16 protein-coding genes and 1 pseudogene are annotated in these 15,292 nt (G+C 68.5%); 15 read left to right on the forward strand and 2 right to left on the reverse strand.

All coding sequences use genetic code 11. The features are described 5' to 3' along the window. Nucleotides 1-26: 26 nt before the first annotated feature. Together N800_RS07845 and N800_RS07850 are read left to right on the forward strand one after the other, a co-directional pair. Nucleotides 27-1,631, forward strand: a pseudogene (locus tag N800_RS07845) (ABC-F family ATP-binding cassette domain-containing protein); the annotation flags it as partial. 418 nt (nt 1,632-2,049) lie between these two features. After that, a complete protein-coding gene (locus N800_RS07850) occupies nt 2,050-2,610 on the forward strand; it encodes a YbhB/YbcL family Raf kinase inhibitor-like protein (protein ID WP_198032495.1) in 561 nt (186 codons plus the stop codon). 135 nt (nt 2,611-2,745) lie between these two features. On the opposite strand, the gene N800_RS07855 is transcribed toward N800_RS07850, so the two are convergent. Then, nucleotides 2,746-3,459 carry an SIMPL domain-containing protein gene (locus tag N800_RS07855; RefSeq protein ID WP_036136748.1) on the reverse strand — a complete coding sequence of 238 codons (714 nt, stop codon included), beginning with the start codon at nt 3,457-3,459 and terminating at the stop codon, nt 2,746-2,748. A 234-nt stretch (nt 3,460-3,693) separates the two neighbouring features. Between N800_RS07855 and N800_RS07860 the strand changes: the two genes are divergently transcribed. After that, the gene (locus tag N800_RS07860; protein ID WP_036136749.1) at nt 3,694-3,999 is read left to right on the forward strand and encodes an FmdB family zinc ribbon protein; all 306 of its coding nucleotides are present in this window, start codon (nt 3,694-3,696) and stop codon (nt 3,997-3,999) included. Between the two features lie 3 nt (nt 4,000-4,002). Here N800_RS07860 and N800_RS07865 read toward each other — a convergent pair whose 3' ends face one another. Beyond that, on the reverse strand, nt 4,003-4,899 hold the full coding sequence (locus N800_RS07865) for a DUF3011 domain-containing protein (RefSeq protein WP_036136751.1): 897 nt from the start codon (nt 4,897-4,899) through the stop codon (nt 4,003-4,005). Nucleotides 4,900-5,082: 183 nt separating this feature from the next. Between N800_RS07865 and aspS the strand changes: the two genes are divergently transcribed. From aspS to tolQ, 12 genes are all read left to right on the forward strand, one after another. Next, the gene (gene aspS, locus N800_RS07870; protein WP_036136753.1) at nt 5,083-6,846 is read left to right on the forward strand and encodes an aspartate--tRNA ligase; all 1,764 of its coding nucleotides are present in this window, start codon (nt 5,083-5,085) and stop codon (nt 6,844-6,846) included. Nucleotides 6,847-6,893: 47 nt separating this feature from the next. After that, the gene (locus tag N800_RS16070) at nt 6,894-7,178 is read left to right on the forward strand and encodes a hypothetical protein (RefSeq protein WP_036136756.1); all 285 of its coding nucleotides are present in this window, start codon (nt 6,894-6,896) and stop codon (nt 7,176-7,178) included. A 75-nt stretch (nt 7,179-7,253) separates the two neighbouring features. Then, entirely contained in the window at nt 7,254-7,772 is a 519-nt protein-coding gene (locus tag N800_RS07880; protein WP_036136758.1) for a GNAT family N-acetyltransferase, read from the forward strand. Between the two features lie 48 nt (nt 7,773-7,820). Beyond that, entirely contained in the window at nt 7,821-8,363 is a 543-nt protein-coding gene (locus N800_RS07885; protein ID WP_084087351.1) for a DUF3016 domain-containing protein, read from the forward strand. Further along, complete coding sequence (locus N800_RS07890; RefSeq protein ID WP_052108046.1) at nt 8,360-9,037, forward strand: esterase/lipase family protein; 678 nt, start codon at nt 8,360-8,362, stop codon at nt 9,035-9,037. The genes N800_RS07885 and N800_RS07890 overlap by 4 nt, the downstream gene beginning before the upstream one ends. 72 nt (nt 9,038-9,109) lie before the next feature. After that, complete coding sequence (locus tag N800_RS07895) at nt 9,110-9,850, forward strand: YebC/PmpR family DNA-binding transcriptional regulator (protein WP_036136762.1); 741 nt, start codon at nt 9,110-9,112, stop codon at nt 9,848-9,850. A gap of 16 nt (nt 9,851-9,866) precedes the next feature. Further along, on the forward strand, nt 9,867-10,394 hold the full coding sequence (gene ruvC, locus N800_RS07900; protein ID WP_036136763.1) for a crossover junction endodeoxyribonuclease RuvC: 528 nt from the start codon (nt 9,867-9,869) through the stop codon (nt 10,392-10,394). 4 nt (nt 10,395-10,398) lie between these two features. Then, nucleotides 10,399-10,989, forward strand: coding sequence for a Holliday junction branch migration protein RuvA (ruvA, locus tag N800_RS07905; protein WP_036136764.1), 591 nt, complete (start codon nt 10,399-10,401; stop codon nt 10,987-10,989). A gap of 43 nt (nt 10,990-11,032) precedes the next feature. Beyond that, nucleotides 11,033-12,952 carry a potassium transporter Kup gene (locus tag N800_RS07910; RefSeq protein WP_036136765.1) on the forward strand — a complete coding sequence of 640 codons (1,920 nt, stop codon included), beginning with the start codon at nt 11,033-11,035 and terminating at the stop codon, nt 12,950-12,952. 33 nt (nt 12,953-12,985) lie between these two features. Further along, the gene (ruvB, locus tag N800_RS07915) at nt 12,986-14,026 is read left to right on the forward strand and encodes a Holliday junction branch migration DNA helicase RuvB (protein WP_036136767.1); all 1,041 of its coding nucleotides are present in this window, start codon (nt 12,986-12,988) and stop codon (nt 14,024-14,026) included. After that, nucleotides 14,016-14,459 (forward strand): tol-pal system-associated acyl-CoA thioesterase, encoded by a 444-nt coding sequence (gene ybgC / locus N800_RS07920; RefSeq protein ID WP_036136769.1) that lies wholly within the window; start codon nt 14,016-14,018, stop codon nt 14,457-14,459. The genes ruvB and ybgC overlap by 11 nt, the downstream gene beginning before the upstream one ends. A 45-nt stretch (nt 14,460-14,504) precedes the next feature. Next, nucleotides 14,505-15,290 (forward strand): protein TolQ, encoded by a 786-nt coding sequence (gene tolQ / locus N800_RS07925; protein WP_036136770.1) that lies wholly within the window; start codon nt 14,505-14,507, stop codon nt 15,288-15,290. The last annotated feature ends 2 nt before the right edge of the window (nt 15,291-15,292 follow it).

Below are 15,292 nucleotides of genomic sequence, written 5' to 3' on the forward strand. Positions count from 1 at the left end.
GCAGTGTGGCCACGTACAATGTCGCCATGATTGCCTTCCGAGATTTCGCCCTGCGGCGCGGCGAACGCCTGCTGCTGTCCAACGTTGACCTTGCCCTGCACGCCGGCTGGCGGGTGGGCGTGATCGGCCGCAACGGCACCGGCAAGTCCTCCCTGTTCGCCGCCATCCAGGGCGAAGTGGAAGCCGACCGCGGCGACATCGACGTGCCCGCCCGGGTGCGCATCGCCAGCGTGGCGCAGGAAACCCCCGCGCTGGACGAACCGGCGCTGGAGTTCGTGCTGTCCGGCGATGCCGAGGTGCACCAGGTCATCCTGGCGGAACGGGCCGCAGCGGAGCGTGAAGACTGGGAGGCGGTGGCCAACGCCCACCTGCGCCTGGCCGAGCTCAATGGGTATGACGCCACCGCGCGGGCCGGCAAGCTGCTGCACGGCCTGGGCTTTTCGCCCGACACGCACGAGCGCGCGGTCAAGGAGTTCTCCGGCGGCTGGCGCGTGCGCCTGAACCTGGCGCGCGCGCTGATGACGCCGTCGGACCTGCTGCTGCTCGACGAACCGACCAACCACCTCGACCTGGACGCGGTGCTGTGGCTGGAGCAGTGGCTGCTCAAGTACCCCGGCACCCTGCTGATGATCTCGCACGACCGCGAGTTCCTCGATGGCGTGTCCACCCACACCATCCACCTCAACGAAGGCAAGGCCAAGCTGTACGTGGGCGACTACACCGCGTTCGAGCGCCAGCGCGCCGAGCAGCTGCGCCAGCAGCAGATCGCCTTCGAGAAGGAGCAGGCCGAGCGCGAGCACCTGCAGAAGTTCATCGACCGCTTCAAGGCCAAGGCCAGCAAGGCCAAGCAGGCGCAGAGCCGCATGAAGCGCCTGGAAAAGCTGGCCGGCACCGAAGCGGTGCGTGCCGAGCGCTCGTTGCATATCGATTTCCCGGCGCCGGCGAAGTTGCCGCATGCGTTGCTGCGCCTGGTCGACGCCGACTGCGGTTACGGCGATCCGGCTGCGAACCCGCACGTCGTGCTGGACAACGTCGGCTTCATTCTCGAAGCCGGTGACCGCGTCGCGCTGCTCGGTCCCAACGGTGCCGGCAAGTCCACCCTGGTGAAGTCGCTGGTCGGCGAGATTCCGCTGCTCACCGGCGAGCGCGGCGGCCATCCGGACCTGCGCATCGGTTACTTCGCCCAGCACACGGTGGAATCGCTGCACGAAGGCCGCAGCCCCATCGACCACCTCGGCGACATCGCCCCGGGCGTAGCCACCCAGCAGTTGCGCGACTTCCTCGGCAAGTGGCAGTTCCCCGGCAACCGTGCATTCGAATCGGTGGATGGCTTCAGCGGCGGCGAGCGAGCGCGACTGGCGCTGGCGATGATCGCGTGGACCCAGCCCAACGTGCTGCTGCTCGACGAGCCCACCAACCACCTTGACCTCGAGATGCGCGAGGCGCTGGCCGAGGCGCTGAGCGACTTCGATGGCGCCATCGTCATGGTCAGCCACGACCGCCACCTGATCGGCCTGGTCTGCGACACCTTCTGGCGAGTGGCCGATGGCGTGGCGCAACCGTTCGACGGCGACCTGGACGCCTACGCCAGCTGGCTGCGCTCGCGCGACAACAGCAACGACGGCAAGTCGGTGAAGCAGGCCAAGGCGGTGAAGGCGGGGAAGGGCAGTGATGCCATCGACGCTGCGATGCCGGCGGTGGCCGAAACCGCGGCCGTCGCCAGTGCGCGTCCAGCCGCGGTGGCTGCGGCCCCGGCCGGCAAGTCGCGCAAGGCCAACCCGGTAAAGCTGGCCCAGGCCGAGGCCCGTGTCGCCGAGCTGGAGTCGAAGCTGCATGCGATCGACATGGACCTGGCCGACCCCACGCGCTACGCCGACCTGCCAGCATTGTCGCGCCAGCGCGATGCTTTGGCTGCACAGCTGGCGGAGGCGGAAGAGGCCTACCTGGCGCTGTACGACGCCGCCTGAGCCGGCGTTCCGGCCCCTTTTCGGTCCTTGTGCCAGGCTTGTGGCGGGCGCCTACACTGGCACCAACCGCTGAGGATTCGACATGACGCTTGCCCGCCTCCTGTCCCGCGCGACGTTGGTCCTGGCGACCGCCCTCGTGGCCACGCCCGGTGGTGCCAAGGAGCCGCGCATGACCCTGCACCTGAGTTCAACCGCGTTCGCGCATGAGGCGCCGATGCCGGCGCGACTGACCTGCGATGGCGAAGACCGCTCACCCGCGCTGCAGTGGTCGGGCGTGCCCGACGGTACCCGCAGCCTGGCCCTGGTCGTAGACGACCCGGATGCCCCGGATCCGGCTGCGCCGCGGATGACCTGGGTGCATTGGGTGATCTACAACCTGCCGGCCACTGCTGCGGGGTTGGCCGAAGGCGCCTCACGGCAGTTGCCCGCAGGCACCCGCGAGGGCGTCAACGATTGGGGCCGTACAGGTTACGGCGGCCCGTGCCCGCCGGTCGGGCGCCACCGCTACTTCCACAAGCTGTACGCGCTGGACGTGGTGCTGCCGGACCTGGGCCAGCCGGACAAGGCGCGGTTGATGAAGGCGATGGAGGGTCACATCCTCGCGCACGCTGCGCTGGTTGGCACCTACCAGCGCGGGCACTGACCGGTATCGGCCGGCAGGCAGCACTCGCGCGCGTTCGTGCGGTGGCGGAACAAGGGCTCCAAGCGGCCTCACTCATCCGGCCCGCAAGCGCAGCGTGCGTTCGTTCGGCCACGGACCAATGGTCCGTGAGCGGCCTCACTCACCCTTCAGGAAGTACTCGACCGTCGTCACAACCCGCACGGTCTTGACCTGCGGACTGCCACGGTCGCGGTCGCTGATCGACACCACGCCCTGGTTGGCGCTGCGGATGCCGCCCAGCCGCGCACCGGAGTCCTTGGCGAACTGTTCGGCGGACTTGCGCGCGTTAGCGGTGGCTTCGGCGATCAGCGCGGGCTTCACCGCATTGAGCTGGGTGTAGTCGAAGGTGGGTTCGCTGCCGCCACCGTCCTGGCCGCCGATCAGGATGCCCTGGCTGACCAGCTCACCCGTGCGCCGCAGTGACGCGATGGCGTCGGTCACGCGGCTGGTGCGCAAGGTGACGGTGGCGGAGTAGCGGTAACGTTCCGGCGGCCGGTTCTCGCCGTAGGCCCAGGCCCAGCGGTCCTCCAGTCGCGGCGGCGAGACCACGATTTCCTCCGGCTTGAACCCGGCCTTGGTGAAGAACTCGCGGATCGTCACGGTGTTCGCGTCCAGTTGCCGCTGCACCTGTGGCAGGTCGTTGCCGGCAACGGTGTGCGACAGCGGCCACACCACCAGATCCGCGTCGACGATCTTCTCCGCCGAACCCTTGACCGTGACGAAGCGGTCCTGGGTCTTCAGCCGCGCCATGCCCTGGGCGGCGAACCAGCCGGCGGCCGCCAGGCCCAGCGCCAGCACGACGGCGGCCGCGAGCGAACGGGATGCAGTCATTGCGCGTCTCCTTGCGAATGTGAGCCTTGAGCATAGCGTTGCCAGCTGAACCGTGGTCCGCCGGGACCGCGAGACCGAGGTCCTGTATCGTGCGCAGCCGACCGGGAGCCTTGATTCCGGCCCACGCGCCCGCATTCCGCAGGGCACGGCGCGCCTCGGGCGACGCCTCCACTCCTTCCGCGGTGCGGTGCCGGCCAGGCGCGCGCACCGCCCCACGCCAACCAGTTGCACGCCATGCCCATCTACGCCTTCGAATGTGCCGCCTGCGGCCACAGCTTTGACCGCCTGCAGAAGATGTCCGATGCGGACCCCACCGACTGCCCGTCCTGCGGGGCGCCCCAGGTGCGCCGCCAGCTGACCGCGCCGCAGTTCCGTCTGGCCGGGGGCGGCTGGTACGAGACCGACTTCAAGAAGGACGGCGACAAGAAGCGCAATCTGGCCGGGGAGGGCAGTTCCGGTGCCCCGAAGGCCGGCGACTCCAAGCCGGCCGAAGCCAAGCCGGCCGCCGCGCCCGCCGGCAAGCCCGCAGGCAACGACTGAGCCTCAGCGCGCGCCGAACCGTGCCCGGCAATTTCCGCTGACCCACAGCCCGACGCGATCGTCATAGCCCCAGTTGTGCCGCTCGACGCAGCGGGCATTCGGCAGCAACTCCATCACATACGGCCGGCCACGGCTGCGATCCCAGGCGCAGGTGGTATGACCGGGGCCACTGGCGACGCAGGTGACCGAGTAGGCGCCCGGGCCCCAACCCTGGCCCTGCCCCGGTCCAAAGACGCCGCGACAACCATCGTCCACCCAGACCTCGCCGCGGCTGGAACCCCAGGTGCGGCCCTGGGTGCATGGGGCGCTGGATAACTGCCGCTCCAGCCGTGAGCTGCCGCGCCACGGAGTGGGGCAGGTCCTCGGGCGCGAGCCGGTGCTCTCGCAGACCACCCGGTTTCCGCCAGCGCCGGGTGCGTCGTGGGATTCCGCGAATTCGCCGCGGCAACCACCGCTGACGAACACTTGCCCCCACTGCGACTGCCACGTGCGCCCTTCAACGCAATCGCCGCGCGACAGTTGGCGCACCAATCGCGAATGGCCCTGCCACGGGGTGCGGCACGTGTGCCCCCGGCCGTCCGTGCTTTCGCAGCGCATGGTCTGCGTGCCGCTGGAAGGTGGCGGGGCGCTGCCGCGCAGGGATTGGGCAATGTCGGACTTGATCCGGCTGAAGCCCCAGTTGGAGCGGTTGACCTGGTCAAGGTAGAAGCGCAGCTGGTCGTCAGGGATGCGGCGGCCGCCGGATTGATCTTCGTACTCCAGGCTGATGACCCGGACCTGGTCGTTGTAGGAAAGAGTGCGCAGGTTCTCCGGGGCATAGGCGCGGGGGGCCTGGGCCAGGGCCGGCGCGAGCGCAAGCAGGCAGAGCAAGGCAAGCAGGATCGACAGGTTACGCTTCATGATGGGCTCCTCCAGTCATCCATACGGGCGCCCGGCGCCCGCCCGGCCACGCGGTCGGCCTGCGAGGCCGGTCCCGACGCGGTGGCGCAAGTACGGCGTGCTACCAGTTAAAATGGCGTGTTTGTCGGCGTCACGCCGACCCAGCGGCCTGACCGCCGCCGCAACCCCCACCCGGAGTTCTGCATGCGTACCCACTTCTGCGGCCTCGTCGACGAGGCGCTGATCGGCCAGACCGTCACCCTGTGCGGCTGGGCCGACGTCGCCCGCGACCTTGGCGGCCTGTGCTTCATCGACCTGCGCGACCACGAGGGCATCGTCCAGATCGTCGCCGAGCCCGATGCGGCCACCGCCGGCAACGCCGAAGTCATCGCAGCGGCCGCGGCCGTGGGCTACGAGGATTGCCTGCGCATCACCGGCGTGGTCCGCGCCCGCCACGCGGTCAACGACAAGATCCGCACCGGCAAGGTGGAAGTGGTCGCGACGAAGATCGAGCTGCTCAACAAGGCCGAGCCGCTGCCGTTCCACGCCCACGAGAACCCGGGCGAGGACATCCGCCTCAAGTACCGCTACCTGGACCTGCGCACCCCCGCAATGCAGCGCAAGATGCGCACCCGCACCCGGCTGGTGTCGGCGCTGCGCCACTACCTCGACGCGCGCGGCTTCCAGGACATCGAGACCCCGATCCTGACCAAGGCCACGCCGGAAGGCGCGCGCGACTTCCTGGTGCCGGCGCGCATGCACCCCGGCGAGTTCTACGCGCTGCCGCAGTCGCCGCAGCTGTTCAAGCAGATCCTGATGATGGCGGGCTTCGACCGCTACTACCAGATCGCCCGCTGCTTCCGCGACGAGGCGCTGCGCGCCGACCGCCAGCTCGAGTTCACCCAGCTCGACATGGAATTCGCGTGGGTCGCCGAACGCGACGTGCAGGATCTCACCGAGGACATGATCCGCCACGTCTTCCGCGAGGTGATGGACGTGGAGCTCGCCGCCCAGTTCCCGCGCATGACCTACGCCGAGGCCATGCGCCGCTACGGCTCGGACAAGCCGGACCTGCGCATTGCGCTGGAGTTCGTCGACGTGGCCGAGCTGGTGAAGGGCTGTGAGTTCAAGGTCTTCACCGATGCCGCCGACGATGCCGATGGCCGCGTGGTTGCGCTGCGTATCCCGGGCGGCGCGTCGTTGTCGCGCAAGCAGATTGACGAGTACGCCGCGCACGCCGCCAAGTACGGCGCGAAGGGCGTGGCCTACGTGAAGCTGGATGAGGCCGGTGCGATCAATTCGCCGATCGCCAAGTTCTTCAGCGAAGACGCGTTCAAGGCACTGCTGGAGGCCATCGGCCTGCAGAACGGCGACATCGCCTTCTTCGGCGCCGGCAAGTACAAGACCGTCAGCGACTTCATGGGCGCGCTGCGCCTCAAGGCCGGCAAGGACTTCAACCTCGTCGCCGACGGCTGGGCGCCGCTGTGGGTGACCGACTTCCCGATGTTCGAGTGGGACGAGGAGGAAGGCCGCTACGTGGCGCTGCACCACCCCTTCACCGCGCCGGCCGTGGATTCCATCGAGGATCTGCGCGCGAATGCCAAGACCGCGGTGTCGCGTGGCTACGACATGGTGCTCAACGGCAACGAGATCGGCGGCGGTTCGATCCGCATCCACAACTCGGCGATGCAGTCGGCGGTGTTCGAGCTGCTGGGCATCGGCGCCGAGGAGGCCGCGGGCAAGTTCGGCTTCCTGCTCGACGCGCTGAAGTACGGCGCGCCGCCGCACGGCGGCATCGCCTTCGGCATCGACCGCATCGCCGCGCTGATGGCCGGCAGCGAGTCGATCCGCGACGTCATCGCCTTCCCCAAGACCACCACCGCGCAGTGCCTGATGACCGATGCGCCGTCGCCGATCCCCGACGCGCAGCTGGCGGAAGTGCACGTGCAGGTGCGCCCCAAGGCTTGACCTGGCCCGCCAGGACCTGATCAGCAACCGACCCGGAGTTGACCGTAATGACCGAAACCGCTTTCGCCCTGCAGTGGGAAAAACTGGCCAATGAAGGCGCCGACGCCACCCTGGTGACCGAGCGCGCCCGCGTGTTCGGCGGCTGGCTGGTGCGCGTGGGCACTGCCGCCAATGCCATGTCGCTGGCATTCGTTCCGGACGGCGAAGGCCGCTGGGACGGCGAGGACTTCGGCGAGGACGACTACGAGTACGACGAGGACGAAGAAGAGGAAGAAGGCGAGGACGAGGAAGAAGAGGAAGACGAGGAGTACGAGGAAGAAGACAAGGCCTGAGTCTTCGCGTCCGTCGTCGGCGGGCAGTGGCGCCTGCAGCGCGCTGGCCGCCGGCAGATGACACTTCCCACGCCCATGCCCACGATCCGCCGCGCCACCGTCGACGACGCCCCGGTCCTCTCGGACCTAGCGCGTCGTACCTTCATCGAGACCTTCGGCCACATGTATCCGCCGGAGGATCTCGCTGCGTTCCTCGCCGATGCTTACGACGTGGACAAGCAGCGCGTCATCCTCGCCCACCCGGACTATGCGGTGTGGTTGCTCGAGGACGACGGCGTGGCCGTCGGCCATGCGGCCGCCGGTCCTTGCGGTCTCCCGCATCCGGATGTCCGCCCCGGTGACGGCGAGCTCAAGCGGCTTTACGTGCTGAAGTCGCACCAGAGCGGCGGCTGGGGTGGTCGCCTGTTCAAGACCGTGCTCGACTGGCTGGAGCGCGACGGCCCACGCACGGTGTGGATTGGCGTGTGGTCCGAGAACCTTGGCGCACAGCGCTTCTACGCCCGTGCCGGCTTCGAGCACGTGGGCGACTACGAGTTCCCCGTGGGCCGCGTCCGCGACCACGAATTCATCCTGCGCCGCCTGCCTCCGCGCTAACGGGTTTGGGTGCACAATCCCGTCAGGCCCACCACGAGGAGCAGGGCGATGGGACGACAAGCATTCCCCATGCATGGGTTGGGTGTGGCGCTGGCCGCCGCGTTGCTGGCCTGTGCTTGCGCCAGCACGCGCGAGGCCGTGGGTGCCGGCGCCTTGACCGCACAGGGGCCGGTGACGGTGTCCTGGCAGGACCCGGCCGGCTTCTCCGAGCCGACCTTCGGTGCGATGACCGTGGATCGCGGCACCTGGATCCGGCCATTGGCCGAATATCTGCGCGAGCAGGCCGAGCGCCTGCTGCCGCCGGGGCACCGTCTGGACGTCGAATTGCTTGACGTGAATCGCGCGGGCGAATACGAGCCCGGCCGCACGCCAGCGGGCAGTGACTTCCGCGTCGTCCGCGACATCTACCCGCCGCGCATCCACCTGCGTTTCCGCCACCTGGATGGCAGCGGCGCGGTGGTGGCCGAAGGCGAGCGGCGCCTGGTCGACGTCGGCTTCCTGCAGCGATCCGGCGCGCTCGACACCGATCCGCTGCGGTTCGAGAAGCGCCTGCTCGACGACTGGCTGCGCCGCGAACTGGGCGCGCGATGAGCCTGCGTGGCACCGCATCGATCGAGGGCACTGCCGGCCGGCGGGTACTGCTGTTGCCCGGCCTGTGGTTGCCCCGTGCGTCAATGCGCTGGCACGCCCATCGACTGCGCCAGGCCGGCTACGCCCCGCATCTGTTCGGGTACGCGCCGGTGACCCGCGGTCCCGACGCGGTGATCCCAGCGTTGGCCGAAGCCCTGCGCACCCCCACCGACGTGGTGGCGCACAGCCTGGGCGGGCTGCTGGCCCTGCGGACCCTGCAGCGTTACCCCGACCTGCCGGTTGGGCGCGTGGTCTGCCTGGGCTCCCCGTTGGCCGGCAGTGCCGCCGCCGAGGGGTTGGCCAGCCGCGCGCTGGGCGCCGCTTGCCTGGGCCGGTCGGCCGACCTGCTGCGCGCGGGGTGCCGGGACTGGCACGGGCGTGCGCAGGTCGGCGTGGTTGCCGGCGACCGGCCGATGGGGCTGGGGCAGATGTTCGGCCAGTTCCCCGGCCCCAGTGACGGCACCGTGGCCGTCACCGAAACCCGCCTGCCGGGCCTGTCCGACCACGCGGTGATTCCGGCCAGCCATTCCGGCCTGCTGTTCTCGGACGAGGCCGCCCAACTGGCCTTGCAGTTTCTCGGGGAGGGGCGCTTTGGCGGGCCCCGCGACCCGTCTCCGCCCGGTGCCGTTGCGTGACGGACAGCACGCAGCCGCGGACGGGCCTATAATTCCGCGCTGCAACATTCCATCCCAGGACCGCAGATCCCTATGGCTGGCCATTCCAAGTGGGCCAACATCCAGCACCGCAAAGGCGCACAGGACGCCAAGCGGGGCAAGATGTTCACCAAGATCATCCGTGAAATCTCCGTGGCCGCCCGCACCAGCGGTGGCGACCCGGGCAACAACCCGCGCCTGCGCGTGGCCATCGACAAGGCGCTGGGCGCCAACATGTCCAAGGACGTGGTCGAGCGTGCCATCAAGAAGGCCACCGGCGAGCTGGAAGGCGTCAATTACGAGGAAATCCGCTACGAGGGCTACGCCCCCGGTGGCGTGGCGGTGATCGTCGACTGCCTGACCGACAACAAGGTCCGCACCGTGGCCGACGTGCGCCATGCCTTCAGCAAGTTCGGCGGCAACCTGGGCACCGACGGCTCGGTGGCCTTCATGTTCAAGAAGACCGGTGTGCTGAGCTTCGCCCCCGGCGCGAACGAGGAACAGGTCACCGAAGCCGCGATCGAAGCCGGCGCCGATGACATCGTCGTGTATCCGGAAGACGGTTCGATCGACGTCCTGACCTCGCCCGACGCCTTCGCTGCAGTGCGCGATGCGATGGACGCCGCCGGCCTCAAGGCCGACCAGTCCGAAGTCACCTACCGCGCCGACAACGACATCGCCGTCGCCGGGGAGACCGCGCAGCAGGTGGCCAGGCTGCTGGACTGGCTGGAGGATCTGGACGACGTGCAGAACGTCTACTCCAACGCCGAACTGGGCGAGGACGCCTACGCCTGACGGCGTCGGCCATGACGTGACCCGCATCCTCGGCATCGACCCGGGCTCGCAGCGCACCGGCGTGGGCATCATTGATGTCGCGCCCGGCGGCCGCTGCACCTACGTGCACTGCGAGGCTCTCGTGTTGCTCGACGCCGAGGATTTCCCGTCGCGGCTGGGGCTGCTGTGCGAAGGCCTGGAACGCGTGCTGGATGAATGGCAGCCGCAGGAAGTGGCGATCGAAAGCGTGTTCATGGACAAGTCCGCGACCTCGGCGCTGAAGCTGGGCCACGCGCGCGGTGCCGCACTGGCCACGGTGGTGCGGCGCAAGGTGCCCATCGCCGAATACGGTCCACGCGTGGTCAAACAGTCGCTGGTCGGCCGCGGTGCCGCGGACAAGGACCAGGTGCAGCACATGGTGCGCCTGCTGCTCAACCTGCCGGCGGTCAAGCTGCAGGCCGACGCGGCCGACGCATTGGCCATCGCACTCACCCACGCGCACATGCGCGAGACCGCCGCACGCACCGGCGTGGCCACCGCGCTGCTGCGCCGCAAGGGAACATGACCGCATGATCGGACGACTCAAGGGCATCCTGGTGCACAAGCAGCCGCCGTGGCTGGTGGTGGACGTGCACGGCGTGGGTTACGAGCTGGAGGCGCCGATGAGCACCTTCTACGACCTGCCCGACCTCGGCCGCGAGGTGGCGCTGTTCACCCACTACGCGCAGAAGGAGGACAGCGTGTCGCTGTATGGCTTCCTGCGCGAGGCCGAGCGCCGCCTGTTCCGCGACGTGCAGAAGGTCACCGGCATCGGCGCGAAGATCGCGCTGGCGGTGCTGTCGGGCGTGTCTGTGGACGAGTTCGCCCGGCTGGTGCAGGCCGGCGACATCACCGCGCTGACCCGCATCCCCGGCATCGGCAAGAAGACCGCCGAGCGCATGGTGGTGGAACTGCGCGACCGCGCCGCCGACCTGGCCGGCGCCGGCGCCACCCTCAACGTGCCCGGCGCGCCCGCCGACGCCCAGTCCGAAGCGGTCATCGCCCTGCAGCAGCTCGGCTACAAGCCGGCCGAGGCCGTGCGCATGGCCCGCGATGCCACCGAAGCCGGCGACGATGCCGCCACCATCATCCGCAAAGCGCTAAAGTCCGCGCTTCGCTGACCTGTCGGTGGCCAGGACGGCCGCCCTCCAAGCAGACAACTCCATGGCCTCCACTGTTCCCGCCACCCCGGCATCGCACGACAGCTCCCACGGTCACGGCAAGCAGGGGCTGGCCGGTCTCGTCGTCGGCGCCATTGGCGTCGTCTTTGGCGACATTGGTACCAGCCCGCTGTACACCTTGAAGGAAGCGTTCTCGCCGCACTTTGGCCTGGTTGGCAACCACGACACCGTGCTGGGCATCCTGTCGCTGGTGTTCTGGGCACTGATGATCGTAGTGACGCTCAAGTACGTCAGCATCATCATGCGCGCCGACAACGAAGGCGAGGGCGGCATCATGGCGTTGATGACGTTGGCCCAGCGCACCCTGCCCAAGGGCGGCAAGTCGGCCTACGTGGTCGGCATCCTGGGCATCTTCGGCGCGTCGCTGTTCTTCGGCGACAGCGTGATCACCCCGGCGATTTCGGTGCTGGGCGCCGTGGAAGGCCTGGAGGTCGCCGCACCGGGACTGCACGAGTACATCGTGCCGATCACCCTGCTGATCCTGGTGGCGGTGTTCGTGGCCCAGCGCTTTGGCACCGAGAAGGTCGGCAAGGTGTTCGGGCCAATCACCTCGCTGTGGTTCTTGTCATTGGCCGCGATCGGCATCCACAACATCATCGACGCGCCGGAAGTGCTCAAGGCGCTCAACCCGATGTGGGGCGCGCGCTTCTTTCTCGAGCACGGTGCGCATTCGGTGCTGATCCTGGGCGTGGTGGTGCTGGCGGTGACCGGCGGCGAGGCCCTTTACGCGGACATGGGCCACTTCGGCGTAAAGCCCATCCGCTATGGCTGGTACATCCTGGTGCTGCCGTCGTTGATGCTGAACTACCTGGGGCAGGGCGCGTTCGTGCTCGAGCACCCGGATGCGGTGATCAACCCGTTCTTCGAGGCCGTGCCGCAGTGGGCCCTGTACCCGATGATCCTGCTGGCCACCGCGGCGGCGGTGATCGCCTCGCAGGCGGTGATCACCGGTGCCTACTCGGTGGCGCGGCAGGCCATGCAGCTGGGCTACATCCCGCGCATGGGCATCAAGCACACCTCCAGTGCCACCATCGGCCAGATCTACATCCCGTACATCAACTGGCTGCTGATGATCATGGTGATCGCGGTGGTGCTGATGTTCCGCAGTTCGACCGCGCTGGCCTCGGCCTACGGCATCTCGGTGTCGGCGACGATGCTGATCGATACCCTGCTGCTGGCGCTGGTGGCCAACGCGCTGTGGCCCAAGTGGCGCCTGTGGGTGTTGCCGCTTTGCGTGGTGTTCTTCATCGTCGACGTGGGCTTCGTGATCGCCAACGGCGCCAAGTTCTTCGATGGCGCCTGGTTCCCGGTGATGCTCGGCCTGATCGTGTTCACCCTGCTGCGCACCTGGCGCCGTGGCCGCGAGCTGCTGCACGCCGAGATCCAGAAGGAAGGCATCCAGCTCGACAGCTTCCTGCCGGGGCTGATGCTGGCGCCGCCGGTGCGGGTGCCGGGCACCGCGGTGTTCATGACGGCGCAGACGGGCGTGGTGCCGCACGCGCTGCTGCACAACCTCAAGCACAACAAGGTGCTGCACGAGCGCAACGTGTTCCTTACCGTGGAGACGCTGACGGTGCCCTATGCGCCGAAGGACAAGCGGCTGAAAATGGACTCCATCGGCGACGATTTCTATCGGGTGCTGGTCCGCTTCGGTTTCATGGAAACGCCGGACGTGCCGCTGGCGCTGATGCGTTCCTGCGACAAGGGCGGGATGTATTTCGACCCGATGGATACCACCTATTTCGCCAGCCGCGAAACGGTGGTGGCCAGCGCGCACCGCGGCATGCCGGTGTGGCGTGACCGCATTTTTGCCTTCATGCACCGCAATGCGGCGCCGGCCACCGGCTTCTTCCGCATCCCGGGCAACCGGTTGGTGGAGTTGGGGGCGCAGGTCGAGATCTGACGCGCGGAAAACAAAAATGCGACCATGGCGGTCATGAACGACCAACGCATCATCGCCGCCGGCGCCACCCGCGAAGACGAGGCGATCGAAGCCTCCATCCGCCCCAAACGGCTGGACGAGTACCTCGGCCAGGCCCCCGTGCGCGAGCAGATGAAGATCTACATCGAGGCCGCCAAGGGCCGCGGTGAGGCGCTCGACCACGTGCTGATCTTCGGCCCGCCGGGCCTGGGCAAGACCACGCTCAGCCACGTCATCGCCAACGAACTGGGGGTCAACCTGCGCCAGACCTCGGGCCCGGTGATCGAGAAGGCCGGCGACCTGGCCGCGCTGCTGACCAACCTGCAGCCGCACGACGTGCTGTTCGTCGACGAGATCCACCGGCTCTCGCCCGCCATCGAGGAAGTGCTGTACCCGGCGATGGAGGACTACCAGATCGACATCATGATCGGCGAGGGGCCGGCCGCCCGCTCGATCAAGCTCGACCTGCCGCCGTTCACCCTGATCGGTGCCACCACGCGCGCCGGCCTGCTGACCGCGCCGTTGCGTGACCGCTTCGGCATCGTCCAGCGCCTGGAGTTCTACGACGCCGAGGAGCTGACGCGCATCGTGCGCCGGTCGTCGCAGATCCTGGGCATCGCCTGCGACCCCGAGGGCGCGGCGGAGATCGCCCGGCGCTCGCGCGGCACCCCGCGCATCGCCAATCGCCTGTTGCGTCGCGTACGCGACTACGCCCAGGTCAAGACCGGCGGCGGCATCACCCGCGACACCGCGGACGCCGCCATGGCCATGCTCAAGGTGGACCCCGAGGGCTTCGACGACCTCGACCGCCGCCTGCTGCGCATCATCATCGAGTCGTTCGACGGCGGCCCGGTGGGGGTCGAGTCGCTGGCCGCCGCGCTGAGCGAGGAGCGTGGCACGCTGGAGGACGTGATTGAGCCGTACCTGATCCAGCAGGGCTTCCTGATCCGCACCGCCCGCGGCCGCATGGCGACGTCCAAGGCGTATCGCCAGATCGGACTGAAACCGAAAACGGGAACGGGTGGGCTATTTGGAAGTGACGCCGATGGCGATTGAGCCTTCGTTCAGTTGGCCTGCACGCGTTTACTGGGAAGATACCGACGCAGGTGGCGTGGTCTACCACGCGCAGTACCTGGCCTTCATGGAGCGGGCCCGTACCGAATGGATGCGCGAGCAGGGCTACGGGCAGGAACTGTTGCGCAACGAATACGGCCTCGTATTCGTGGTGCGTGCGATGGAGATCGACTTCCTCAAGCCGGCGCGGCTGGATGATGCATTGTCCGTCACCGCGGCGGTGCAGGATTGCCGCAAAGCCAGCCTGGTGTTCGCGCAGTCCATCCGCCGTGGCGATGAACTGTTGCTCACCGCGCAGGTCCGGATCGCCGCCCTGCACGCGGACAGCTTCCGGCCGCGGGGCATCCCGCAGCCGTTGTTGGCCCAGTTGCAGGCCCATTCGTTGCAAGACACCGAAGAACCACCGTCGGCGTAATCCACGCCGCGCCAGCTAGGCCCCACGGGGCACGGAGAACCACGCATGACCTACCTGTTGACCGCGCTGCAGGCCACCGCCGAAGCCCTTCCCGAAGAAGCGCCTGCCAGCACGGTCGCCGACGCCGCGGGTGCCGCCGTGGCCGCGGGCGACAACGGGCTCAACCTGCTGCAGCTGATCCTGCACGCCAGCCTGCCGGTGCAGCTGGTGATGGGAATCCTGCTGCTGGCCTCGGTCGCGTCCTGGGCCATCATCTTCCGCAAGAAGAGCGTGCTGGACCGGGCCGCCAAGGAAGCCGAACATTTCGAGGAACGCTTCTGGTCCGGCGCCGAGCTCTCCAAGCTCTATGCCGGCGCCACCGAGCGCAACCGCGACGTCGGCGGCATGGAGGCGATCTTCGAAGCCGGCTTCCGCGAGTTCAACCGCGTGCGCCAGCGCAAGGGCGCGGACCCGCGCACCCAGCTGGAGGGCGCGCAGCGCGCCATGCGCGCCACCACCTCGCGCGAGATCGACGGACTGGAGCACAACCTCGAATTCCTCGCCAACGTCGGCTCGATCAGCCCATACATCGGCCTGTTCGGCACGGTGTGGGGCATCATGATCTCGTTCCAGGGCCTGGCCCAGCTGAAGGAGGCGACCATCGCCACCGTCGCGCCGGGCATCTCCGAGGCGCTGGTGGCCACCGCGATGGGCCTGTTCGCCGCGATCCCGGCAGTGTGGGCCTATAACCGCTACGCCACCAAGGTCGAGCGCATCGCGGTGCGCTACGACGCCTTCTCCGAGGAGTTCTCCTCGATCCTGCAGCGCCAGTCGCACCTCGACGAGGCCTGATC

Source organism: Lysobacter daejeonensis GH1-9, from assembly GCF_000768355.1.
Lineage (GTDB): Bacteria > Pseudomonadota > Gammaproteobacteria > Xanthomonadales > Xanthomonadaceae > Aerolutibacter > Aerolutibacter daejeonensis.

What these genes read in the sequence shown, in the direction of transcription:
- N800_RS07850 (WP_198032495.1), top strand. Translation starts at nt 2,050, where the DNA reads ATGACGCTTGCCCGCCTCCTGTCCCGCGCGACGTTGGTCCTGGCGACC.
- N800_RS07855 (WP_036136748.1), bottom strand. Translation starts at nt 3,459, where the DNA reads ATGACTGCATCCCGTTCGCTCGCGGCCGCCGTCGTGCTGGCGCTGGGC.
- N800_RS07860 (WP_036136749.1), top strand. Translation starts at nt 3,694, where the DNA reads ATGCCCATCTACGCCTTCGAATGTGCCGCCTGCGGCCACAGCTTTGAC.
- N800_RS07865 (WP_036136751.1), bottom strand. Translation starts at nt 4,899, where the DNA reads ATGAAGCGTAACCTGTCGATCCTGCTTGCCTTGCTCTGCCTGCTTGCG.
- aspS (WP_036136753.1), top strand. Translation starts at nt 5,083, where the DNA reads ATGCGTACCCACTTCTGCGGCCTCGTCGACGAGGCGCTGATCGGCCAG.
- N800_RS16070 (WP_036136756.1), top strand. Translation starts at nt 6,894, where the DNA reads ATGACCGAAACCGCTTTCGCCCTGCAGTGGGAAAAACTGGCCAATGAA.
- N800_RS07880 (WP_036136758.1), top strand. Translation starts at nt 7,254, where the DNA reads ATGCCCACGATCCGCCGCGCCACCGTCGACGACGCCCCGGTCCTCTCG.
- N800_RS07885 (WP_084087351.1), top strand. Translation starts at nt 7,821, where the DNA reads ATGGGACGACAAGCATTCCCCATGCATGGGTTGGGTGTGGCGCTGGCC.
- N800_RS07890 (WP_052108046.1), top strand. Translation starts at nt 8,360, where the DNA reads ATGAGCCTGCGTGGCACCGCATCGATCGAGGGCACTGCCGGCCGGCGG.
- N800_RS07895 (WP_036136762.1), top strand. Translation starts at nt 9,110, where the DNA reads ATGGCTGGCCATTCCAAGTGGGCCAACATCCAGCACCGCAAAGGCGCA.
- ruvA (WP_036136764.1), top strand. Translation starts at nt 10,399, where the DNA reads ATGATCGGACGACTCAAGGGCATCCTGGTGCACAAGCAGCCGCCGTGG.
- N800_RS07910 (WP_036136765.1), top strand. Translation starts at nt 11,033, where the DNA reads ATGGCCTCCACTGTTCCCGCCACCCCGGCATCGCACGACAGCTCCCAC.
- ruvB (WP_036136767.1), top strand. Translation starts at nt 12,986, where the DNA reads ATGAACGACCAACGCATCATCGCCGCCGGCGCCACCCGCGAAGACGAG.
- ybgC (WP_036136769.1), top strand. Translation starts at nt 14,016, where the DNA reads ATGGCGATTGAGCCTTCGTTCAGTTGGCCTGCACGCGTTTACTGGGAA.
- tolQ (WP_036136770.1), top strand. Translation starts at nt 14,505, where the DNA reads ATGACCTACCTGTTGACCGCGCTGCAGGCCACCGCCGAAGCCCTTCCC.